At 72.8% G+C, this 21,370-nt stretch carries 26 protein-coding genes; 14 read left to right on the top strand and 12 right to left on the bottom strand.

Annotation, left to right across the window (positions count from 1 at the left end; all coding sequences use genetic code 11):
* On the bottom strand, positions 1-627 hold the full coding sequence (locus tag MFF04_RS09260; protein WP_238275265.1) for a cation efflux transmembrane domain-containing protein: 627 nt from the start codon (positions 625-627) through the stop codon (positions 1-3).
* A 158-nt stretch (positions 628-785) separates the two neighbouring features.
* Between MFF04_RS09260 and croR the strand changes: the two genes are divergently transcribed.
* The 3 genes from croR to MFF04_RS09275 all read left to right on the top strand — a co-directional run bounded on the left by croR (position 786) and on the right by MFF04_RS09275 (position 3,117).
* Entirely contained in the window at positions 786-1,262 is a 477-nt protein-coding gene (gene croR, locus MFF04_RS09265) for a 3-hydroxybutyryl-CoA dehydratase (RefSeq protein ID WP_238275266.1), read from the top strand.
* A gap of 65 nt (positions 1,263-1,327) precedes the next feature.
* Positions 1,328-2,083, top strand: a complete 756-nt coding sequence (locus MFF04_RS09270) for a TrmH family RNA methyltransferase (RefSeq protein WP_238275296.1) — start codon at positions 1,328-1,330, stop codon at positions 2,081-2,083.
* A gap of 56 nt (positions 2,084-2,139) precedes the next feature.
* Positions 2,140-3,117 (top strand): MBL fold metallo-hydrolase, encoded by a 978-nt coding sequence (locus tag MFF04_RS09275; protein WP_238275267.1) that lies wholly within the window; start codon positions 2,140-2,142, stop codon positions 3,115-3,117.
* Between the two features lie 9 nt (positions 3,118-3,126).
* Here the strand turns inward: MFF04_RS09275 and cutA are convergent, their stop codons facing one another.
* On the bottom strand, positions 3,127-3,447 hold the full coding sequence (gene cutA, locus MFF04_RS09280; RefSeq protein WP_238275268.1) for a divalent-cation tolerance protein CutA: 321 nt from the start codon (positions 3,445-3,447) through the stop codon (positions 3,127-3,129).
* A 92-nt stretch (positions 3,448-3,539) separates the two neighbouring features.
* Here cutA and MFF04_RS09285 point away from each other — a divergent pair, with 92 nt between their 5' ends.
* Positions 3,540-4,310, top strand: a complete 771-nt coding sequence (locus MFF04_RS09285; protein ID WP_238275297.1) for an NAD kinase — start codon at positions 3,540-3,542, stop codon at positions 4,308-4,310.
* A 10-nt stretch (positions 4,311-4,320) separates the two neighbouring features.
* Here MFF04_RS09285 and MFF04_RS09290 read toward each other — a convergent pair whose 3' ends face one another.
* Positions 4,321-5,817, bottom strand: a complete 1,497-nt coding sequence (locus MFF04_RS09290) for a DUF2336 domain-containing protein (RefSeq protein WP_238275270.1) — start codon at positions 5,815-5,817, stop codon at positions 4,321-4,323.
* The gene (locus tag MFF04_RS09295) at positions 5,814-6,893 is read right to left on the bottom strand and encodes a transglycosylase SLT domain-containing protein (protein WP_238275272.1); all 1,080 of its coding nucleotides are present in this window, start codon (positions 6,891-6,893) and stop codon (positions 5,814-5,816) included. The genes MFF04_RS09290 and MFF04_RS09295 overlap by 4 nt, the downstream gene beginning before the upstream one ends.
* Positions 6,894-7,098: 205 nt before the next feature.
* On the opposite strand from MFF04_RS09295, the gene MFF04_RS09300 reads away from it, so the two are divergent.
* A complete protein-coding gene (locus MFF04_RS09300) occupies positions 7,099-7,587 on the top strand; it encodes a hypothetical protein (protein WP_238275275.1) in 489 nt (162 codons plus the stop codon).
* A gap of 12 nt (positions 7,588-7,599) precedes the next feature.
* On the opposite strand, the gene MFF04_RS09305 is transcribed toward MFF04_RS09300, so the two are convergent.
* Together MFF04_RS09305 and MFF04_RS09310 are read right to left on the bottom strand one after the other, a co-directional pair.
* Positions 7,600-8,202 carry a flavin reductase family protein gene (locus MFF04_RS09305; RefSeq protein WP_238275277.1) on the bottom strand — a complete coding sequence of 201 codons (603 nt, stop codon included), beginning with the start codon at positions 8,200-8,202 and terminating at the stop codon, positions 7,600-7,602.
* Between the two features lie 11 nt (positions 8,203-8,213).
* Positions 8,214-8,777 carry a nitroreductase family protein gene (locus tag MFF04_RS09310; RefSeq protein WP_238275298.1) on the bottom strand — a complete coding sequence of 188 codons (564 nt, stop codon included), beginning with the start codon at positions 8,775-8,777 and terminating at the stop codon, positions 8,214-8,216.
* 164 nt (positions 8,778-8,941) lie between these two features.
* Between MFF04_RS09310 and MFF04_RS09315 the strand changes: the two genes are divergently transcribed.
* Together MFF04_RS09315 and MFF04_RS09320 are read left to right on the top strand one after the other, a co-directional pair.
* The gene (locus tag MFF04_RS09315; RefSeq protein ID WP_238275279.1) at positions 8,942-9,826 is read left to right on the top strand and encodes an RgsD C-terminal domain-containing protein; all 885 of its coding nucleotides are present in this window, start codon (positions 8,942-8,944) and stop codon (positions 9,824-9,826) included.
* A 6-nt stretch (positions 9,827-9,832) separates the two neighbouring features.
* Complete coding sequence (locus MFF04_RS09320) at positions 9,833-10,225, top strand: hypothetical protein (protein ID WP_238275280.1); 393 nt, start codon at positions 9,833-9,835, stop codon at positions 10,223-10,225.
* Positions 10,226-10,450: 225 nt separating this feature from the next.
* Here MFF04_RS09320 and MFF04_RS21920 read toward each other — a convergent pair whose 3' ends face one another.
* On the bottom strand, positions 10,451-10,582 hold the full coding sequence (locus MFF04_RS21920; RefSeq protein ID WP_283206355.1) for a hypothetical protein: 132 nt from the start codon (positions 10,580-10,582) through the stop codon (positions 10,451-10,453).
* Positions 10,583-10,705: 123 nt separating this feature from the next.
* Here MFF04_RS21920 and MFF04_RS09325 point away from each other — a divergent pair, with 123 nt between their 5' ends.
* Complete coding sequence (locus MFF04_RS09325; RefSeq protein WP_238275281.1) at positions 10,706-12,112, top strand: aminotransferase-like domain-containing protein; 1,407 nt, start codon at positions 10,706-10,708, stop codon at positions 12,110-12,112.
* 33 nt (positions 12,113-12,145) lie between these two features.
* On the opposite strand, the gene thrS is transcribed toward MFF04_RS09325, so the two are convergent.
* The 3 genes from thrS to MFF04_RS09340 all read right to left on the bottom strand — a co-directional run bounded on the left by thrS (position 12,146) and on the right by MFF04_RS09340 (position 15,052).
* Positions 12,146-14,173, bottom strand: a complete 2,028-nt coding sequence (gene thrS / locus MFF04_RS09330) for a threonine--tRNA ligase (RefSeq protein ID WP_238275282.1) — start codon at positions 14,171-14,173, stop codon at positions 12,146-12,148.
* A gap of 95 nt (positions 14,174-14,268) precedes the next feature.
* Positions 14,269-14,592, bottom strand: a complete 324-nt coding sequence (gene yidD, locus MFF04_RS09335) for a membrane protein insertion efficiency factor YidD (RefSeq protein WP_238275283.1) — start codon at positions 14,590-14,592, stop codon at positions 14,269-14,271.
* 4 nt (positions 14,593-14,596) lie between these two features.
* On the bottom strand, positions 14,597-15,052 hold the full coding sequence (locus MFF04_RS09340; protein ID WP_238275300.1) for an iron-sulfur cluster assembly scaffold protein: 456 nt from the start codon (positions 15,050-15,052) through the stop codon (positions 14,597-14,599).
* 276 nt (positions 15,053-15,328) lie between these two features.
* Here MFF04_RS09340 and folE point away from each other — a divergent pair, with 276 nt between their 5' ends.
* The 3 genes from folE to MFF04_RS09355 are packed head-to-tail and all read left to right on the top strand — an operon-like array spanning position 15,329 to position 17,557.
* Positions 15,329-16,063, top strand: a complete 735-nt coding sequence (gene folE / locus MFF04_RS09345) for a GTP cyclohydrolase I FolE (RefSeq protein ID WP_502692902.1) — start codon at positions 15,329-15,331, stop codon at positions 16,061-16,063.
* Positions 16,064-16,076: 13 nt separating this feature from the next.
* Positions 16,077-16,511: a phosphoribosyl-AMP cyclohydrolase gene (gene hisI / locus MFF04_RS09350; RefSeq protein ID WP_238275285.1), complete on the top strand. Its 435-nt coding sequence runs from the start codon at positions 16,077-16,079 to the stop codon at positions 16,509-16,511.
* Positions 16,508-17,557 carry a patatin-like phospholipase family protein gene (locus tag MFF04_RS09355; RefSeq protein ID WP_238275286.1) on the top strand — a complete coding sequence of 350 codons (1,050 nt, stop codon included), beginning with the start codon at positions 16,508-16,510 and terminating at the stop codon, positions 17,555-17,557. Before hisI ends, MFF04_RS09355 begins: the two co-directional genes overlap by 4 nt.
* Before the next feature lie 109 nt (positions 17,558-17,666).
* Here MFF04_RS09355 and MFF04_RS09360 read toward each other — a convergent pair whose 3' ends face one another.
* Entirely contained in the window at positions 17,667-18,098 is a 432-nt protein-coding gene (locus MFF04_RS09360; RefSeq protein ID WP_238275288.1) for a CBS domain-containing protein, read from the bottom strand.
* A 161-nt stretch (positions 18,099-18,259) separates the two neighbouring features.
* Complete coding sequence (locus MFF04_RS09365) at positions 18,260-19,081, bottom strand: rhomboid family intramembrane serine protease (RefSeq protein WP_238275291.1); 822 nt, start codon at positions 19,079-19,081, stop codon at positions 18,260-18,262.
* 328 nt (positions 19,082-19,409) lie between these two features.
* On the opposite strand from MFF04_RS09365, the gene MFF04_RS09370 reads away from it, so the two are divergent.
* The 3 genes from MFF04_RS09370 to MFF04_RS09380 form a co-directional block, all read left to right on the top strand.
* Positions 19,410-20,021 carry a PAS domain-containing protein gene (locus MFF04_RS09370; RefSeq protein ID WP_238275292.1) on the top strand — a complete coding sequence of 204 codons (612 nt, stop codon included), beginning with the start codon at positions 19,410-19,412 and terminating at the stop codon, positions 20,019-20,021.
* 108 nt (positions 20,022-20,129) lie between these two features.
* The gene (locus tag MFF04_RS09375; protein ID WP_238275293.1) at positions 20,130-20,756 is read left to right on the top strand and encodes a PilZ domain-containing protein; all 627 of its coding nucleotides are present in this window, start codon (positions 20,130-20,132) and stop codon (positions 20,754-20,756) included.
* A 275-nt stretch (positions 20,757-21,031) separates the two neighbouring features.
* Positions 21,032-21,370, top strand: a 339-nt coding sequence (locus tag MFF04_RS09380; protein ID WP_238275294.1) for a transglutaminase-like cysteine peptidase, incomplete at its 3' end; no start/stop codon positions are given.

Below are 21,370 nucleotides of genomic sequence, written 5' to 3' on the forward strand. Positions count from 1 at the left end.
TCAGGCAGCCTCGTTCGCCCCGCGCCGCTCGGCCCTTCGCTCGGCTCTTGCCGCGCGCAGGATGTCGCCGGCCGAATCGGCGTTGATCACGGCCACCAGCGCCGCCGCCGCGAGGTCCGGCCAGGGCGAAGGGTAGAGCGCGGTGACGAGGCCCGCGGCGATGATGGCGAGGTTGGCGAAGGCGTCGTTGCGGGCCGAGAGCCAGGCCGCCTTGGTCAGGCTCCCGGCGCCGTCCCGGTGGCGGGCGAGCATCGCGGCGCAGGCTAGGTTCACCGCGAGCGCGCCGAGGCCGGCGAGCGTCAGCGGCACCGGATCGGGCGGCGTGAAGGCGTGGAACTTCTGCCAGGCTGCGATGGCGCCTGCCAGAGCCGGCACCAGCAGGATCGCCGCCATCACCGTGCCGAGCCGGGCGCGGTTGCGCAGGCTCCAGCCGAGGCCCGCGAAGATCAGCAGGTTCAGCGCCGCGTCCTCGAGGAAATCCATGCTGTCGGCGATGAGCGCCACGGAGCCGATGGCCAGCGCCACGACGATCTCGACGCCGAAATAGGCGAGGTTGAGCCCCGCCACCCGCAGCACGACGGGGCGCAGGGGCGGGGTGTGGGGCGAAGCCGGGGCGGTCTCTGTCATGTCCGTCGTCGCTCGCGCGTGCCGAGCCGCGCTTGCCCGCTTCCCGCCCGCCTGTCGAGGGCCTGCCGCCTTCGTCGGGCTGGATTCGTGCCCTCGGCTGTGCAAGGCCGGCACGGCAGAGTGACGACCGCCCGCGCGGCGGTCTCGGGAGGCGGAAGATGTTGCCGGAATTACGTGTTCTGTATTTCGAGGACCTCGAGGTCGGCCTCTCGGAGACGCTGTCGAAGGTGATCGCCTCCTCCGACGTGGTCGGCTTCGCCGAGATCACCGGCGACCGCAACCCGATCCACCTCTCCGAGCACTTCGCGGCGCGCACGCCCTTCGGCACCCGCATCGCCCACGGCCTCTACACCGCGGGGCTGATCTCGGCGGTGCTCGGCACGCGGCTGCCGGGACCGGGCGCGGTCTACATCAGCCAGACCCTGAACTTCCGGGCGCCCGTGCGCATCGGCGACACCGTCGACGTCACCGTGACGGTGGCCGAGCTCGTGCCCGAGCGGCGCCGGGCCCGGCTGACCTGCACCTGCTCGGTCGGCGGCGAGACCGTGCTCGACGGCGAGGCCCTGGTGAAGGTGCCCCGCAAGGAGGAGGCCGATCCCCTGGCCGCCCGCATGGGCGGGCGCCCGAGCGCGTGAGCGGAGCCGTCCCGGCGATTGTCCTGGAGGACCCGGCCGACCCGCGGCTCGCTCCCTACGCGGCGATGCGCGAGCGCGACCTCGTCGGTCGGGCCGGGCGCTTCGTGGTCGAGGGCGAGGTGGCGCTGCGGCTGATGCTGTCGCCCGCCGCCCGCTTCCGGATCGAGTCGGTGCTGCTTGCCCCCGAGCGCCTGCCCGGCCTCGCCGAGGCGCTGGCGGGGCTCGGGGCGCCGGTCTACGTGGCGGGCAAGCCGGTGATGAGCGCGGTGACGGGCTTCCCGATCCATCGCGGGGTGCTCGCCATTGGCCTGCGCGGCGAGGAGCCGGACGCCTCCCCGCTCGTCCCGCCCTCCCCACGGTCGGCGCTGGTCCTTGGGCTCGCCGGGCTGACCAACCACGACAATGTCGGCGGCCTGTTCCGCAACGCCGCCGCCTTCGGCGCCGACGCGGTGCTTCTCGACGCCGAGAGCTGCGACCCGCTCTACCGCAAGGCGATCCGCGTCTCGGCGGGCGCGGCGCTCACCGTGCCCTTCGCGCGTCTCGCCTCCGGGAGCGACTGGGTGGCGGTCGCGGCCGGGCTCAATCTCGAACCGCTCGCCCTCTCGCCCGCCGGCACCGAGGAGGTGTCGACCCTGGTGCCGCCGCGCCGGACGCTGCTCCTCGTCGGCAGCGAGGGGCCGGGCCTGCCGGAGCACCTGCTCGCCCGGATGCGGGGCTTGCGCATCGCGATGGCTCCGGGCTTCGATTCCCTCAACGTCGCGACCGCGGCGGCCATTGCCCTGCACCGGGTCGCCGGCCGGGACAGGCTCGCAGGCCCTTGAAGGCAGCCGGTCTCGCGGTAGCTCCCTCGCCGGATCGTCCGAGACCGGAGCCTGCCATGACCATCGACCGCCGCACCCTGCTCGCGGGCACGCCGATGCTTCTCGCGGCGGCCGGAACCGGAGGCGGTGCCGTCGCGGCCTCGACGCCGGAGCCGGTTCTACCGGGCGTCTACCGCTACCGGGTCGGCGAGGCGGTTGTGACGGCGCTGCACGAGGGCACGCTGGGGCGGCCGCTGGACCCCGGCTTCGTCACGAACGCCGACCCCGCCGCGGTGCGCGCGGCGATGGAGGCGGCCTTCCTCAATCCGGGCCGGCTCGACATCACCTTCACGACGCTCCTGATCGAGCGCGCCGGCCAGCGCATCCTCGTGGACACGGGCTTCGCCGACAATGGCCCGCCCGGCACCGGCGGGACCCTGAAGGCGCTCGCGGCGGCCGGCGTCGAGCCCGCCGCCTTCGACACGGTGGTGATGAGCCACTTCCATATGGACCACGTGCTGGGTCTGCGCTTCAAGGACGGGCGCCTCGTCTACCCGAACGCCGAGGTGCTCGTGCCGGAAGCCGAGTGGGCCTACTGGACCGACGAGGGCGAGGCCTCCCGCGCGCCGGAGCGCCTTCGCCCGAACTTCGCCGCCGTGAAGCGCATCTTCGGCGAGGGCGGGCCGCGCACGGAGCGCTACGCCTGGGACAAGGAGATCCGTCCCGGCCTCACGGCGCTCGCGGCTCCCGGCCATACGCCGGGACACACGGTCTTCCTCCTCGACGGCGGCGCCGCGCGGCTGCTGCTGATGGCCGACGTGACGAACCACCCGGCGCTGTTCGTGCGCAACCCCGACTGGTCGGCGATCTTCGACATGGACGCGGACCGGGCCCGCGAGACCCGCCACCGCCTCCTCGACCGGGCTGCGGCCGAGCGCCTCCAGGTCGCTTTCTACCACGCCCCCTTCCCCGCCACCGGCCACATCGCCCGCGCTGGCCAAGGCGGCGCGAAGGGCTACGAGCTGGTGCCGGTGCAGTGGGGGGCGCCGGCCTGATCCCTCGCCTCAACCGCCGGTCTCCGCCCTGATCCAGGCCTCCGTATCCGGGTCGGCCTCGGCGACGGGCAGATGCAGGATGATCGGCGTCTCGTAGGGGTGGCGCGCCTTGAGGGCCGCCGCGAGGGGGCCGGAGAGCGATTCGCGGCTCTTGAGGATGGCGACGACCTCCTCCGCCTTCTCCACCGCGCCCTTCCACGCGTAGACCGAGCGCATTCCCGGCAGCACGTTCACGCAGGCCGCGAGCCGCGCCCGCACCAGGGCCTCGCCGACGGCGAGCGCCGTCTCCGCGTCGGGAAAGGTCGTGTAGACGAGACGCACGCGCTCCATGCTATGGCTGTCCTCCGCCGCGGGCTCGGAGCCCGCCGGCAGTGAGAGCCGCGCGGATCGTCCGCGTCAACGGCACGGGACGGCGGACCAGCATGGCGCGGCGCTTCGAACGGATCGCCTTCATCGCGAGCCCCAACCCGGAGTCCCGCCAGGCGGCGGCGCAGCTGATGGCCCGCTACGACAACGTCTCTCCCGAGGACGCCGACGTGGTGGTGGCGCTCGGCGGCGACGGCCTCATGCTCCAGGCCCTGCACCGCTTCATCGACGGCTCGAAGCCGATCTACGGCATGAACCGCGGCACCGTCGGCTTCCTGATGAACGAGTTCCGGGAGGACGGGCTCCTCGAGCGCCTGGAGAGCGCCCAGCGCAGCGTCGTGCATCCGCTCCGCATGGACGCGGAGGACATCGAGGGCACGGTCCACAAGGCGCAGGCCATCAACGAGGTCTACATGCTGCGCCAGATCCACCAGACGGCGCGGCTGCGCATCCTGGTGGACGGGCAGGAGCGCCTGCCCGAGCTGATCGCCGACGGCATCCTGCTCGCGACGCCGGCCGGCTCCACCGCCTACAACCTCTCCGTCGGCGGGCCGATCCTGCCGCTCGACGCGCAACTCCTGGCGCTCACCCCGATCTCCGCCTTCCGCCCGCGGCGCTGGCGCGGCGCCCTGCTGCCGAGCCACGCCCGCATCCGCGTCGAGGTGATCGACCCGGACCATCGCCCGGTGGCGGCGGTGGCCGACCATACCGAGTTTCGCCGGGTGCGCTGGGTCGAGGCATCGCTCGACCAGCATACGGACCTCGTGGTCCTGCACGATCCCGGCCACAGCCTGGACGAGCGCATCCTGCGCGAGCAGTTCGGCTGAGCGCTCTCCGTCAGGCGGCGAGCCGGACGTGATCCGGCCGGTAGCTCGCCACCAGGGCGGCGGGGATGGTCTCGGCCTCCGGGACGCTCTCGTGACTCGCCTCTTCCGACCGCCGCTCGTTCTCGGCGCGCGCTGCCATCAGGCTGCCGAGGATCGCCTCGGGCAGGCTTTCCAGCACCGCGTCGATGCGGACGTCCCGGACGGGCGCGGCCGGCACCGGCTCCGGCCGCGAGGCTTCCGGCGGGGACGCCTCCGGGAAGGATGCCTCTGAGAAGAACGCTTCCGGGAAGACGGGCATGGGCGCCGCCTCCGGCCGTTCGTCAGCGACGGCCTCCGGCCAGGCGGTGGCCGGCATGGCTTCGTGGACAGCCTCGTCGCGGGCGGCGAGGCGCTGGGCGACCTCGCGGGCCTCGTCGCGGGCGGCCTCGACCTCGTAGCGGGTCAGCAGCGCCAGGAGCCCCTGGGCCTCGGCGAACGGCATGTCCTCGCAGGCGGTGAGCGCCCGCTCGATCATCCGGCGCGACAGGGCCGCGCCCTGCGCGGCGGCGTGGCCGGACGCGGTCTCGTTCCAGGCCGACAGCGCGGCGGTGAAGGCGGGCAGCAGCACCTCCGGCAGGCCGGCGCGGCGGTGGAGCGCCGCGAAGCCGCGGGCGTCGCGCATTCCGGCCGCGACCCGCTCGGGCCGCAGGCCGCAGAGATCGGCGAGCGCCGCCTCGACGAGGACGGCCGCCCCCGAGAGCATCGCCCGCAGGATCAGCCCGGCGTTGAGCTGGCCGCTCGCGCGCAGGTGCCGGACCACGCGGGCGACCGTCTCCGGCGCCGCCCCGGCGCAGACCTCGATCACGGCGCGCTCCCCGGCCTCGCGGGCGAGGCGCTCGCCGCGCTCGGCGCCGAGCCATCCGCAGCCGATCGTGAAGGCGGCGAGCGAACGGGCCAGCGCCGCGGCGCAGGCGTGGCGCACCTCCGGCGGCAGGTCCGGTCGGGCGAGGAGCGCTTCACGCAGGCCCGCGTCCCCGCCGTGGCGCTCGACCATGCGCAGCAGGCGCCCGGTGGTGATGCGCGCGGTGGCGTTGGCGGCGAGGATCGCCAGGGTCTCCGGCGCGCCGATCTCGGCAAGCGCCCCCGCGACGGTGGCGGAGAGGTGGTGGCGCCCGGCGATCGCCGCGCGGGCCGCTTCGCAGCCCATGGCGGCGGCGTCCACGAGGTCGGAATCGTTGAGCACCGGCGAGCGCGAGAGGAGCAGGCCCGCGATCTCCGGCTGGTCGGAGGCGAGCGCCACGGCGACGGGCCGCGGCGTGCGCTCGGAGCCCGCGCAGGCTTCCGCCAGCGCCCGGCGGACGAGCGGCGACGGATCGTCGAGGAGCGCGAGCAGCGCGGTCTTGGCCTCCCAGGCCGCCTCCGGCCCGAGATTGCCGTGGAGATAGGCGCGGGCCAGCGCCGAGGCGGCCTCGGCCCGCCGCCCGGCGGAGGGATGCTGCGTCGCGGCGAGGAACTGGCGGACGATCATGGACCGCTCCGGATCGTGAACTGGGACAGGTCGAGGGGCGCGCTCGCGCGGGCCTGCCGCGCGGGAACGGACGCGCCGGCCGAGAGCTCGGCCGGGCGCCGGGGCGGAAGCGGCGCGCCGACCAGGGCGAGGCCGGTCGTCGGCGCCGATGCCTCGGCCGATGTCTCGGCCAGGCTCCCCGTCGTCTCGGCGGGGTCGGCGCTCGTGTTGGAACGCGGGAAGTAGCTCGGCGCGGCGCGGGCGTCCGAGGCGCCGGAGCGGCCCTGCCAGAGCTTGGCCACCCCGTCCGAGACCGCACCCTTGCGGGCATCCGTCTGGAACAGCGAGCGCAGGTCGCCGCCGAGCGAGGCGTAGGCGGTGGCGCCGGGCACGGCGGTGACGTCGCTCGCCGGCACGCTCGCGCGCCCGGAGGCGGCGGCCGACAGGGTCGCGTAGAGCTCCGAGGACGAGCGCGGCCGCCCCGTCTTGTCGTAGAACAGGCTGCGGTTGGCGGCGGCCGCCTCCGGCAGGTCGACCGCCGCGGCGCGCGCGGGGCTTCCCTGCGCCGAGGCGATCAGGGTCGCGGCGCCCTTCGCTCCGAGGACATGGGCCGCGTAGAGGTCGCCCGCGGTCGGCGCGCGGCCGAGGCTGGCGCTGAGCGATTCGCGGTTCTTCTGGGTCAGGGCCCCGGCCAGCGTCGCGGCGACCTGCGGGTCCTTGCGCAGGTCGAGGATCGCCTGCTTCGCACTCGGGTCGGCGACGGCGTAGCTGCCGTCGGAGCGCGCGGTGATGGCGTCGGCGTAGGAGGACAGCCCGAGGGAGGGCCCGGCGCTTTTCATGGTGCCGAGCCAAGTCTGCTCGATGAACTGGAACAGCCCGGTGGCGCTGGAGGTCGCGGCCTTGGCGGACGGATCGAGGGAGGATTCCCGCTGCGCCGTGGCGAGAAGATAGTCGAAGCCGACGCCGGTCGACTGCGCTCCCTGCCGGATCGCCTCGACGATTCCGGCCGGTGCGCCGGCGCTCCGTGAGGCCGTCGCGGCGGCCGCGCCCCGGGGGGCGTCCTGGCTACCGGTGGAAGGCGTCGTGAACAGGAACATGGACCGTCCGACCGGGGGGCACCGCTCGGGCCCCCGAGCGGCGCGAGGCGCGCCGGACGGCGCTTCCTCGAAGGCCGTGATCCTGTTGCGTTTATGGTAAAGGAAGGCTGAAGCGCCGGCCCGCCGCAAACGCCCGAAGCGAGACGTGGCCGTGTCCTGCGCCGGGCCGAGAGGCCTCTCGCGGTCGCCGCGCGGCGGAGTCGGGATGCAGTACGTCACGGTGTTCGATGCGTCGACTGCCGGGAGCGAGCGCGTGGTTCCGTTCCTCCTCGGCGTCGGCCTGATGCTGCTCGGCGCCTACCTCTGGTTCCGCCCGGACACGCTGGTGCGGTTGGGCTTGCCGAAGCCCCTGGCCCATCGATCGGTCGTCCCCGCCCTTCCGCTGGTCTTCGGCCTCCACACGCTCGTGACGCTGGGCGCGCGCTGGAGCGCCACCGACGAGGCCGGCGAGGCCGTGCTGGGCAACCGCTGCGCGACGGTCGAGGGGCGCGTCGCGCGGTTCCACCCGATGCCCTATGGCGGTCACGACCGGGAGCGCTTCGAGGTGAACGGCGTGCCGTTCAGCTACTCGGACTACATCGTCACCGGCGGCTTCAACACCAGCGCCTCCCATGGCGGCCCGATCAGGGAGGGCCTGCCCGTGCGCATCTGCCATGTCGACGGGCTCATCGTGCGCCTCGAGGTCGGCTCGTAGCGGCGGCGAGCCTCAGCCGCCACCCTTCGGACGCCGCATCTCGAAGCGGTTCTCGGGAGTGACCGAGAAATAGTCGAAGGCGCCGCCCCGCATGATCGGGCGCATGGCGGCGGTGTCGACGAGGCCGTCCGCGACGAAGCGGTCGTCCACGTAGATCGAGACCACCTGGCCGATCACCAGGAAGTTCGTCGGCTCGCCGCCGCCGAGGGGCTTGAGCGGCACGGTCTGGAGCCACTTGCACTCGAGCGCCGCCGGTGCCTCTGCGACGCGGGGCGGCCGCACGAGGCGCGAGGGCGCCGTGCGCAACCCCGCGTGCTCGAACTCGCTGTGCCCGCGCGCCAGCGGCGCGGAGCTGGCGTTCATGCCCTCGCGCAGATCGTAGCTCGCGAGGTTGCAGACGAACTCGCCGCCGTCCTCCGCGAAGGTCATGGCGTCCTTCCGCCCCGAGGAGGAGAAGGCGACCATGTCGTCGGCGACCGCGTTGAAGAACGAGTAGGGCGCGAGGTTGAGCGCGCCCTCCCGGCTCATGGCGCTGATCCAGCCGATGGGGCGCGGCGCGACGATGGCCTTCAGCGGGTTGTGGGGCAGGCTCGGGGCGGCGAGATCGTAGTGCATGGCCGCGCCACTCAGAGCCGGGTGACGATCTCGTCGAGGCTCGGCCTCGGCCGGTCCGAGGGCACCTCCGAGGGCCGGCCGACATGCACGAAGCCGGCGAGCCGCTCCTCGGGCGCCAGCCCCATCGCCTCCAGCACGCGCCGGTCGTAGCCGAACCACTCGGTTAGCCAGGAGGTCGCGAAGCCGGACGCATTCGCGGCGACCACGAGGTTCATCGCCGCCGCGCCCGCGGACAGCACCTGCTCCCATTCCGGGATCTTGGCGTGGGGCGCGGCGCGGGAGACCACCGCCACCACCACGGGGGCATGGGAAAGGCGCTGCCGCTCCAGGGCGAGACGGTCCTCGCCGGCTTCCGGATGGTCGGCCCGGTAGGCGTCCGCGATGATCGCGCCGAGGCGGGCGCGGGCCTCCCCCTCGATCACGACGAAGCGCCAGGGGGCGAGCTTGCCGTGATCCGGCACCCGCGATGCGAGGGTGAGGATGGCGTCGAGCTCCTCGCGGGTCGGGCCGGGGGCGTTCAGCAGCATCGGCGGCACCGAGCGGCGGCGGGCCAGCATGTCGAGGGTCGGGTTCATCGTCGCGCTCATGGCGGGGGATCTCGGGTTTCGGGGCCTGCGGGCCCGATATGGGACGGAGGCCGCACGCCGGGGAGGCCGGATGCCTTGCGCGCGCCACGGTCGCGGTCCAGGGCTGCTTCTGGCAAATCTCGGTTCGATCAGGAAGCGGCAGGGCCTTCAGGATGGCGCTCAGCAAGGCAACGGCGATCGGGGCGCTCGGCCTCGCGCTCTCCGGCGCGCCGGCTCTGGCGCAGGGCGGCACCTTCGGCGGCATGAGCAACCTGCCCTCCCTCGGTGGGCCGGCGCAGGGCGAGGCGCCGCTGAGCCTCTCTGCGGTGTTCGCCGGCAGCGACCGGCTGCTGCGCTCGGGACTGACGTGGCGGATCTACGAGGACCGCAGCGACGGCGTCCGCCCGTCGATCGTCGCCCGCTCGAACGACGCGGCGCCGGTCCTCAACCTCGCGCCCGGCACCTACGTCGCCACCGTCACCTACGGCTTCGCCAGCGCCTCGCGGAAGGTCGCGATGAGCGGCCAGCCGGTCACCGAGCAGCTCAAGATCAGCGCCGGGGCGCTGCGCCTCTCCGGCGCCATCGGCGACGCCCGGATCGCCCCGGCCGAGCTGTCCTTCCAGGTGTTCGTGCCGGTCGGCACCAACTCCGAGGGGCGGCTGGTGCGCGGCGGCGTCAAGGCCGGCGAGGTGCTGCGCCTGCCCGAGGGCACCTATCACGTGGTCTCGACCTATGGGGAATCGAACGCCATCCAGCGGGCCGACCTCAAGGTCGAGAACGGCCGGCTCACCGACGCCACCATGAACCACAGGGCCGCCACGGTGACGCTGAAGCTCGTCTCGGCGCCCGGCGCCGAGGCCTTCGCCGGCACCGCCTTCAGCGTGCTGACGCCCGGCGGCGATACCATCCGCGAAGCGATCGGCGCCTTCCCGCAGGTGACGCTGGCCGAGGGCGACTACGTGCTGATCGCCCGCCACGACGGGCAGGTCTACTCCCGCGAGTTCAAGGTCGAGAGCGGGCTCGACCGGGACATCGAGGTCGTGGCCAAGGGAAGCTGAACCCGGATGCGCGTTCCCCGGATCGCCCTGGCGGCCCTCCCGATCCTCGCCGGCGCGACGGCGGCGCGGGCGCAGACGATCGTCGACGGCTCGGGCGCGGTCTTGGACGCGGGCGCGACGCAGACCTTGCTCGATTTGATCAAGCAGCGGCTGCGCGATCCGGAGGCGCGGGTGGCGGGTCTGAGGATCGGCCGCGCCGGGGCCCTGTGCGGCACCGTCGACACCCGCAATCGCATGGGGGCCTATACCGGTCCGCGCGGCTTCGTCGCCGACATCCCGGAAGAATTCTTCGGCCGCCTGCCCGAGGGCCCGGAGCTGCGCAGCCCGGCGAGCAGGGCGGATTTTCGCGCCGTGGAGCGCGCCAGGACCTTGTTCGAGGGCAACTGCGTCACCGGCTGACGCGTCAGGCGAACGGCACGATCAGCATCAGCGCCAGGATGAAGCCGAGGGCGAAGACGATCGCGTCGCGGGCGCCGTAGGCTCGCCACTCCGTCGTCGCGGAGTTCCAGGCGGACTGATCCATCGTTCGGTTCCTTCGGGGATCGAAGCCCTTCCGAGATCGCCGGAGGGTCATGGCGTTTCCGGTCGAAGATCTTTCCGCCCGCGAGGGCGACCGCCGGCCGGTCAGGCGAACGGCACGATCAGGGGCAGCGCCAGGACGAGCCCGCCGACCACGACGAGGGCGTCGTGGAAGCGCCGCACGATCCAGGCGCGGGTCTCGCCGTGGCGTTCGAGGCTCTCTCTCGTCCCGATCATGCTCGTCTCCGGCGTTGCGGCGGCCCGGATATGCGCGGATCGTCCTTTTCTCGACAGTGACGGTTACGGTACGATCCTGACGAACTGTCCGGAACGGACGGCAGTACAGTTCGGAGGACAGCGATGACGGAGGCCGTGCGCGAGCGGGTGCCGGCGACGGCGCCGTCGCGAATCGAGACCGTGATCCGGGCGATCGAGGACCGGATCGAGGCCCGTGCGCTCGGCCCCGGCGCCCGCCTTCCCTCGGTGCGCGGGCTCGCCGAGAGCATGGGGGTCTCGAAGTCGACGGTGGTCGAGGCCTACGACCGGCTGGCGGCGCGGGGCGCCATCGTCTCCCGGCCGGGCTCCGGCTTCTTCGTCTCGGCCCGACCGGAGCCGTTCCGTCTCGCCGCCATCGGGCCGCGGCTCGACCGGGCGGTCGATCCGGTCTGGATCACGCGGCAGTCGCTGGAGGCGGGGCCGGATTCCCTGAAGCCCGGCTGCGGCTGGCTCCCGCCCGAATGGCTGCCGGAGGAGGAGCTGCGCCGGGCGCTGCGCCACGTCGCCCGGCAGAGCCGCGCGGTGATGTCCTACGATACGCCCCAGGGTCACGCGCCGCTGCGCCAGCAGCTCGCCCTGCGTCTGACCGAGCGGGGCATCCGCGCCCATCCCGACCAGCTCGTGCTGACCGATTCGACGACGCAGGCTCTCGACCTCGTCATCCGCTTCCTCGCAGAGCCCGGCGACACGGTGCTGCTGGACGATCCCTGCTACTTCTCCTTCCAGGCGCTCGCCCGCGCTCACCGCCTGCGGATGGTCGGCGTCCCGTTCGGAGGCGAGGGGCCGGACCTCGCCGCCTTCGAGCGGGCGCTGATCGAGCACAAGCCCCGCTTCTACATCACCAATTCAGGCCTCCAGAACCCAACCGGCGCCACGCCGAGCCCGGTCGTCGTCCACCGGATGCTGCGGCTCGCGGAGATGCACGGCACCTTGATCGTCGAGGACGACGCCTACGCCGATTTCGAGACGGAGCCGGCTCCGCGGCTCGCCGGCTTCGACGGGCTCGACCGGGTGATCCATGTCGGCGGCTTCTCGAAGACGCTTTCGACCGGCGCGCGGATCGGCGTGATCGCGATCCGGCCGGACTGGGTCGAGCGCCTCGTCGACCTCAAGCTCGCGGTCTGCCTCAGCGACAACCACCTCACCGCCGCGACCATCCACCGGTTCCTCGCCGAGGGCAGCTACCGCCACCACCTCGACGCCCTGCGCACCCGGCTGTCGGACGTGCGCGGCACGGTGGTGCAGCGGCTCAGGCAGGCGGGTCTGAGCGTGCCCTTCGTGCCGAGCGCGGGGATGTTCCTCTGGACGTGCCTGCCGGAGGGGCTCGACGCGGCCGATGTCTCCCGCCGGGCCCTCGCCCGCGGCGTCGTGCTGGCGCCGGGCAACGTCTTCTCGATCGGCCAGGGCGCCGCCGGCTTCCTGCGCTTCAACGTCGCCCAGTGCACGAACCCGAGGGTGTTCACGGAGCTGTCGCGGGCGATGGAAGGGTGAGGTCCGCCGAGCGGCCTCACCCGTGACCGGTGCCTACGGCGCCGGCTGCTCGACATGCTGCCCGTCGAGGACCGCGTCGGTGCTCGGCAGGCTCTCGGCGACGGCGTCCGAACGCCGGCGATCCGGGGAGGTCGCCTCCTCCACGAAGGCCGCGAGCGCGGCGTCGAGGGCGAGGGTCGTGGTCCTCTGGCTGCCGAGGCGGCGCACCGAGACCGTGCGCTCCTCGCCCTCCTTGCGGCCGACGACGAGCATCACCGGCACCTTGGCGAGCGAGTGTTCGCGGACCTTGTAGTTGATCTTCTCGTTCCTGAGGTCCGCCTCGACCCGGAGGCCGGCGCGCTCGAGCAGGCGCACAACCTCGCGGGCATAGGCGTCCGCCTCGCTGGTGATCGTCGCGACGACGATCTGCACCGGGGCGAGCCAGAGCGGGAAGTGCCCGGCGAAATGCTCGATGAGGATGCCGGTGAAGCGCTCCAGCGAGCCGCAGATGGCCCGGTGGATCATCACCGGGGCCTTCTTGCCGCTGTCGGCGTCGACGTAGAAGGCGCCGAAGCGCTCGGGCAGGTTGAAGTCGACCTGCGTCGTCCCGCACTGCCAGTCGCGGCCGATGGCGTCCCTGAGAACGTACTCGAACTTGGGCCCGTAAAATGCGCCCTCGCCTGGGTTAATCGCCGTGCGGATGCGCCCGCCGGACTGCTCCTCGATCTGCGCCAGCACCCGCGTCATCACCTCTTCTGCGTGGTCCCAGAGGGCGTCGGAGCCCACGCGCTTCTCCGGCCGGGTCGAGAGCTTCACCAGGATCTCGCCGAAGCCGAAATCGGCATAGGTCGAGAGGATCAGGTCGTTGATCTTCAGGCACTCGGCGGCAAGCTGGTCCTCGGTGCAGAAGATGTGCGCGTCGTCCTGCGTGAAGCCGCGCACCCGCATCAGCCCGTGCATGGCGCCGGACGGCTCGTAGCGGTGCACGACGCCGAATTCCGCCATGCGCAGAGGCAGATCGCGGTAGGACTTGAGGCCGTGCTTGAAGATCTGCACGTGGCCAGGGCAGTTCATGGGCTTGAGCGCGAACCAGCGCTTGTCCTCGGCCTCGTCGCCGGCGGATTGGGCGGCGAACATGTTCTCCCGGTACCAGCCCCAGTGGCCGGATGTCTCCCAGAGCGCCTTGTCGAGGATCTGGGGCGCGTTCACCTCGGCGTAGTCGCCCTTGAGGCGCCGGCGCATGTAGGCGATCAGCTCCTGGAAGACGGTCCACCCCTTGGCGTGCCAGAACACGACGCCGGGGCCTTCCTCCTGGAAGTGGAAGAGGTCCATCTCGCGCCCCAGCCGCCGATGGTCGCGGCGCTCCGCCTCCTCGAGACGGTGCAGGTAGCCGTCGAGATCCTCCTTCGAGGCCCAGGCCGTCCCGTAGATGCGGGTCAGCATCGGGTTGTTGGAATCGCCCCGCCAGTAGGCGCCCGCGACCTTCATCAGCTTGAAGGCGGCCCCGACCTTGCCCGTCGAGGTCATGTGCGGGCCGCGGCAGAGATCGAACCAATCGCCCTGCCGGTAGATGCGCAGGTCCTCGCCGGGCGGGATCGCGTCGACGAGCTCGACCTTGTAGCCCTCGCCCTTCTCCGAAAAGAGCGCGCGCACGGCGTCGCGCTTCCAGACCTCCTTGGTGAAGGGGGCGTCGCGCTGAATGATCTCGCGCATCTTCGCCTCGATCGCCGGGAAGTCCTCCGGAGTGAAGGGCTCGGAGCGGGCGAAGTCGTAGTAGAAGCCGTTCTCGATCACCGGGCCGATCGTGACCTGCGTCTCCGGCCACAGCGCCTGCACGGCCTCGGCGAGCACGTGCGCGCAGTCGTGGCGGATCAGCTCCAGGGCGCGGGGATCGTCGCGCGAGACGAACTCGATGGCGGCATCCGCCTCGATCGCGTCGTCGAGATCGGCGAGGCGCCCGTCCAGCGTCATGGCGACGGTGCGCTTGGCGAGCGACTTGGCGATGCCCTCGACGACGCTCCGGCCGGTCGTCCCCGGCTCGATGCTGCGGGAATTGCCGTCGGGGAAGGTGAGCAGAGGCATCGGTCGGTCTCCGTCGCTCACTCCTGCGTACGAAGCAGGTAAGCGGGTTGGGGTCGGGGCGGCGCTGTAGACCGTTTCGAAGCCTTGGGAAACCGTCAGCGCACGGCCTCGTCGGGTTCGTCGCAGACGAGGCCCGGGGGCGTCTCGACGCCGCGCCAGCGGCCGTAGCGCCACGGCATCCACCAGCGCGCCCGCGCCGGCGGCCTGTCCGGCACGATGTCGACGCCGTGGGTGCCGAAGGGGCCGCAGCGGCAGATGCGGGCGGCGCCCATCCAGCCCCCCGCCCAGAACCCGTGCCGGCCGATCGCCTCGTCCGTGTACTCGGAGCAGCTCGGCCAGTGCCGGCACTGGCGGCCGACGAGGCTCGACAGGGTGAGCTGGTAGCCCCGAATCGCCCAATGCGCCGCCCGGGCGAGCACCGGGCTACTCCGCCGCGGTCGCCGTGCCCCGCTCCGCCGCGATCCGGTCGAGGGCCTCGACGGTGGCGTCGAAGGTCAGAAGCGTCGAGGCATGGCGGGCCTTGAACGCGCGGACCGGCTCGAAAACCGCGAACTCCGCGTGCTCGCCCGTCGGCGCCGGCCCGTCCTGCTTGAGCATGGCGCGCATGGTCTCGCGGAGCGCCCGCACGTCGTCGGCGCGCATGCCGACGACGTGCCGGGCCATCAGCGAGGAGGAGGCCTGCCCGAGCGCGCAGGCCCGGACCTCGTGGGCGAAGTCCGCGACGCGCCCGTCCTCCCCGAGCGCAACGTCGACGGTCACCGTCGAGCCGCAGAGCTTCGAGTGGGCGGTGGCGCTGGCATCCGGCTCGGGCAGCCGGCCGAGGCGCGGAATGTCGGCGGCAAGCTCGAGGATGCGGCGGTTGTAGATGTCGTCGAGCATGCTGTGGCGCTTTCCGCGGGCCGCGACGGCCGGTCTCTCGGCGGTCTCGGTGATCTGGCTTGCGGCCCGTGCATTGCGCGCTGCCGCCAGAACGACGATATAGGCGCCCATACGCCGCTTCGCGAGGAGGCGGTCCGTCGACCGGGGTCGCGCCCAAGGCACCGGATGCCGTTCTCGATCAGGGCAGCGGGTCCGCCTGCCCCGGACGGTTCGACCATGTACGCCAAGCCGGACAGCCAGACGATGAAGACCCGTGTCGCACGGGCCGAGGATGCCATGGATGCCGCGCTCAAGTCTCTGTCCTATGGCCTCTTCGAGGGCACGAAGGGGCTGACGGACATGCGCAACGACAACGAGCGCGCTCCCTCCGAGATCTCCGTGGAGCGCGCGCCCGAGCCCGCCTCCACCACCCGCGTCCCGGAAGGCATCGCGCTCGGCCGTCCGAGCCGCGAGGAGGCCGAGGCCGCCGTGCGCACCCTGCTGCGCTGGGCCGGCGACGATCCGAACCGCGAGGGCCTGCTGGATACGCCCGCCCGCGTGGTGAAGGCCTACGGCCAGCTCTTCGGCGGCTACGACCAGGACGCCGGCCAGCTCCTGGAGCGCGTCTTCGAGGAGGTCGAGGGCTATTCCGACATCGTGCTCGTGCGCGACATCCCGTTCTACTCCCATTGCGAGCACCACATGGTGCCGTTCATGGGGCTCGCCCACATCGCCTACTACCCGACCAAGGGCGTCGTCGGCCTCTCGAAGCTCGCCCGCGTGGTCGACACCTTCGCCCGCCGCCTGCAGACGCAGGAGACGATGACCGCCCAGGTCGCCGACGTCATCGAGAGCATCCTCGAGCCCCGCGGCGTCGCCGTGATGGTCGAGGCCGAGCATCTCTGCATGGCGATGCGCGGCGTCCAGAAGGCCGGCGTCTCGACGATCACCACCCAGTTCCGGGGCGTGTTCCGGGACAACGCCAACGAGCAGGTCCGCTTCCTCACGCTGGTGCGCGGCGGCAAGGCCTGAGTCAGGGGCCGGGATGACGGAGCTTGCCCGCGCGGTGCCGCCCTTCGATCCGCCGGGCACGAAGGCCGAGGTCGAGGAGGGCACGCGCTTCACGCCCCGCTTCGACGCGGACGGGCTGATCGCCTGCATCGCCGTCGATGCCGGGGACGGCCGCGTGCTCATGCTCGCGCACATGAACGCCGAATCGCTGGCGCGCACCCTGGAGACGGGCGAGGCCTGGTACTGGTCCCGCTCCCGCCGGGAGCTCTGGCACAAGGGCGCCACCAGCGGCCAGATCCAGCGCGTCGTCGAGATGCGCACCGACTGCGATCAGGACGCGCTGCTGATCCGCGTCGCGGTCGGCGGCGACGGCGGCTGCTGCCACACCGGCCGCCGGGCCTGCTTCTACCGGGCGGTCGAGCCCGATCCGGCCGGCGGCCCTGCGCGACTGCGCCAGACGGGCGAATGAGCCAGGTGCGGGCCGCCGCGGCCGAAGCCCCCTTCCCAGCCGGCACCGTCGAGCCCGCCCCGACGCCGGAAGCATCCGCTCCCCGCATCGGCCTCGCCCTCGGCGGCGGCTCCGCGCGCGGATGGGCGCATATCGGCGTCCTCGAGGAGCTGGAGGCGGCGGGCATCCATCCGGCGGTCGTGGCCGGCTGCTCCATCGGCGCGGTGGTGGGCGGCTGCTACGCCGCCGGCAAGCTCGCCGCGCTCACCGAGTTCGCCCGCTCCCTGACCCGTGCCCGCGTCATGGCGCTCCTCGATCTGCGCCTGACCGGTTCGAGCCTGATCGGCGGAGGACGGCTGCGGCGGCGCCTGGAGCGCGACCTCGCCGGGCGCAGCGTCGAGGACCTGCCGGTGCGCTTCGGCGGCGTCGCCACGGAGCTCGGTACCGGCCACGAGGTCTGGCTGACCCAGGGCGGCCTCAGCGACGCGCTCCGCGCCTCCTACGCCCTCCCCGGCGTCTTCCCGCCGGTCAGCCTCGACGGGCGCCTCCTGATGGACGGCACCCTGGTCAACCCGGTGCCGGTGAGCCTCGCGCGGGCGCTCGGGGCCGAGCTGGTGATCTGCGTCAACCTCAACTGCGACCCGAGGGTGCGGGGCGGCCGGGTGATCGAGCCCGACGCGGCGCTGGCCTCCACGCCCGAGCTGCCGCCGGCCGGCGAGATCATCGAGGCCGGCGCCGACGCGGTCGGGCGCTGGCGCTTCCTGCGGGGGATCGGGGTGGGGCCTCTGCGCCTGCCGGGCCTGCCGATCGGCCGGCGGCGCGGCGGGCCGGCGGTTCCCGGCATCGGCCGGGTGATGTTCGATGCCTTCAACATCACCCAGGACCGCATCTCCCGGGCGCGCCTCGAGCAGCACCCGCCGGACGTGGCCATCGCGCCCCGGCTCGCCGAGGTCGGACAGTTCGATTTCCACCGGGCCGAGGAGGCGATCGCGCTCGGCCGGGAATCCGCCCGCGCCGCCCTCCCCCGTATCCGCGCGGCGCTGGAGGGCGCCCGCGCCCGGCACTGACGTCGTCGGTCCTCGCGGAGAGCCGGCGGCCGCTTCTTCCGGATCGCGTGCGAGAAGGCCCGCGACCGTCGATCGCGGGGCTCTCCGTGACGGGCTCGATGCGCCGGCGTCAGGCCATGGTGATGTAGTCGCGCATCGCCTGATGCTCGGCCTCGACAGCGGCGATGCGGCGCTTCACGACGTCGCCGATCGAGATCAGGCCGACGAGCCGTCCGTTCTCGACCACGGGCAGGTGGCGGAAGCGGCCCTCGGTCATGGTCTGCATCACCTCCTCGATGGTGGTCGAGCGGGTGCAGGTCACGACGTTCGACGTCATGAAGCGGCCGATCGGCGCGTCGAAGGCGGAGCCGGCCTCCCGGGCCAGCGCCCGCATGATGTCGCGCTCCGAGATGATCCCGGTGACCTCGCCCTCGGTGTCGCTGACGATGATCGCGCCGATGCTGTGCTTGGCGAGGCAGTGGATGGCGGTGTCGATGGTCTCGTCCGACTTCACGGTGACGACGGAGCTGCCCTTCTCGGCCAGGATGCGTGCGACGGTCATGCGGATCACTCCCTCCATTTTCTGCCGGCGCCGTCGGCGCGGTGCCGTTGATTGACGACGGGGACCGTTGGCGTGGCGCTCTCGTCGATCAAGGCGAGTGTGTGGCGGGATAACCGGCAAGGCAAGTGCGGGTTGCAATTCAGGTCCGCGTCCGGTGCAGCTCAACGGCGCCGGAGGGACGGCGCGTCGAGATAGGGAAACAGCAGGAATCCGGCGAGGAAGCCGCCGAGATGGGCGTCCCAGGCAATGGCCGCGTTGTCGGCGCCGAGCGGCAGGGCGACGAGGCCGAACAGCAGGTTCGTCCCGAGCCAGATCGCCAGGAACGCCGCCGCCGTCCGGTTGCGCAGGAGCTCCGGCAGGCTCTCCAGGGGCTGGCGCGGGGGCAGTTGCCAGGGCCGGTCGCCGTAGCCGACGACCGGGCGCTGGAACACGAACCGGCAGGCGGCCGCCATCAGCGCCGAGATGCCGGCCGAGGCGCCGACGAGGGGCGTGGTGCTCAAGGGGTCGACGAGGACATGCGCGAGACCGCCCGCCACGGTGCCCGCGAGCGCGATGGCGCCGTAGCGCCAGGCTCCGCAGCGGCGCGCCACGGGCGAGCCAAAGGCGGCGAGCCAGACGACGTTCAGGATCACGTGCATCCACGAGCCGTGCAGCAGCCCGTAGCTCGCGAAGGTCCAGGGGCTGAGGTTCGGCTCGGCGATGATGTAGCGGGCGAACGCCTCCCGCACCGCGGTGACGCCAGGATCGGCCGCCGCGGCCGCCGCGGCGAGCACGGCCTCGGCCTTGCTCGGGTCAAGGGCGAGCGTCGCCCGCGCCGGCAGCAGGGCGAGATGCACGATCGTCCAGGCGTCCCACGCGTCGGGCAGCACGAACTCGCGCAGGGCGTGGATCGCCATGAGGAGGCCGATCGAGGCGGTGACGATTCCCGGCATGTTGAAGACGGGCACGCGGCCCTGGCGGGGGAGATGAGGTGAGGCGTCCATGCCCGGCACATGTCGTCAGGCCGACCGAGGCGGCAAGTCCCAAACGAGGCGGATCGCGCGCGGCAGCGTCCCGGCCCCCGCGGTGCGGCCGGTGACCCCCGTCCCTCGGGGGCGTCGCGGTCGAGTCTCGTGCGGCCTGCCCCGGCGCTGCCGACAGGCCGTTAACCCTAATGAAGAGTTACCCGCGCCGTCTGCCGAAGCCGGGCATAGGGTGTGCGGCGGCGCGCTCGAACCGCGCTCCCGGTGGAACGTTCACGCTCAGTCGTGGCCCGCTCGGGGACGGACCCGCCCTCTGCCTGCGCGAACAGGCGTACCGATCCGGGACACGATGAAGCATCCGACGAGCCGCCTCCTCCACGGCTACTGGGATCGTCTCCGCGGCGAGCGCGCCGCGCCCGATCGTGCCGAGATCGAGCCCGGCGAGATCCGCTCGCTTCTCGCCGACAGCCTGATCCTCGACATCGACCTGCCGATGCGCAGCGCCCGGCTGCGGCTCGCCGGCACGCGGGTCTGCGCGCTGTTCGGACGCGAGCTGAAGGGCGTGTCGTTCCCCTCCCTGTGGCGGGAGTCCGAGCCCGGCCCCTGGCGGCTCGTCGAGATCGTCGCGCAGGACACCGCCGGGGTCGTGGCGGGCTTGCGCGCCACGACGGAGCGCGGCGAGACCCTCGATCTCGAGCTGCTGCTGCTCCCACTGCGCCACCAGGGCAAGACGCAGTCGCGCATCCTCGGTGCGCTGAGCCCGGCAGGGGTCCCCTCCTGGCTCGGCCTGCGCCCGGCGGTCTCGCTCTCGACCACCTCGGTCCGGGTGCTCGGCGGCGCCGATTCGTCCGCGCGGGAGCCGGACGCGCTCGCCACGCTCGGCGACCTGCCGGCGCCCGCCAACGACAGCGCGCCCTTCCGGCGGGGGCATCTCATGGTGCATCGGGGCGGCCGCGTCTGACGGCTGCACGCCCCCGGCGCATTGGAGGCCCATCCGAAGGAGTTTCGTAACTCTCCCCGCATCAGAGTGCGGGCCTCGGAACTTTCGCGGGAGGCCCTGGTCGCCGTCATGATCGCGGTCGCCACAGCATCGAGCCCCGTCGTCGTACGCGTCCCGGCCGCCGACGAGCGCCGCCGCCACGAGCGCGTGCGCGTGGCGCTCCTCGGCCGCTACATGCTCGCCGACCGCCGCGAGTTCCCCTGCCAGACCGTCGACATGTCGCCCGGCGGCGTGCTGCTGACCTGCGCCGTGCAGGGCTCCGTGGGCGAGCGGGTAGTGCTCTACCTCGAGCAGATCGGCCGCATCGAGGGCACGGTCGCGCGCGTCGTGCCCACCGGCTTCGCGATGCAGCTCACGGCGACGTCGCGCAAGCGCGACAAGATCGCCTCCCAGCTCACCTGGCTCGCCAACCGCGAGAGCCTCGGGCTGCCGGAGGGGCGCAGCTACGAGCGCCTCGTGCCGCGCCAGGCGGGAGTCACCCTGCGCTTCGAGGGCGGCCGGGAGAGCTTCGCCCGGATCATCGACTTCTCCATGGCGGGCGCCGCCATCGCCACGGGCCTGCGCCCGGCGATCGGCGCCTCGGTCAACGTCGGCCAGACCCCGTGCCGGGTGGTGCGCTACTTCGAGGGCGGCATCGGCGTGCGCTTCCTGCTGCCGATCTCGCCGGACCGCTTCCACGACGGCCTCGTGCTCTGAGCCGACGCCGCTCCGGCGCGGGCGACTTCCCATCGCGATCGACCCACATCCCTCCGCACGGCGCGGAGGACGGATCACGCCGGTCCCGCGGCCGCGCTTGGTTTCCGCCGGGTCAACGCGATCCGCGCGTTTTGGCGCATCGCCTTTTCCGCCGATTGCCGGTCTTGCGTGACGCCTTCGTCCGGGCCGCGAATCGATAAAATTGCGCGCATCCGCTTCAGCGCGGGTGAGAGAGCGTGGCGGCACCTTGTCCGAACTGGACGAAGGACGCCGCAATGCGCAGCCCCATCATCGCTCTCGGCCTTGCCGCCCTCGGAGCGCTCATCGCCCCCCCCGCCGCCGCGCAGGCGCTGCCCTCGCTCCCCGAGCCGAGCGTCGGCGCGGCGCCGCTCGGACCCGCCAAGCCACTGGTGGCGTGGGTTGCGTTCTGCGAGGCGTATGCGGCGGAGTGCGCGGTGGACCCTTCCGAGCCGGCGCGGATCGCGCTGACCGCGCAGGTCTGGGCGAGCGTCGTCTCGGTCAACCGCCGGGTCAACCGCAGCATCCGCGCCGTGACCGACATGGAGCATCTGGGCGTCGCCGACCGCTGGGACCTCGCCGAGGACGGCTCGGGC

This window comes from Methylobacterium jeotgali, from assembly GCF_022179345.1.
Lineage (GTDB): Bacteria > Pseudomonadota > Alphaproteobacteria > Rhizobiales > Beijerinckiaceae > Methylobacterium > Methylobacterium jeotgali.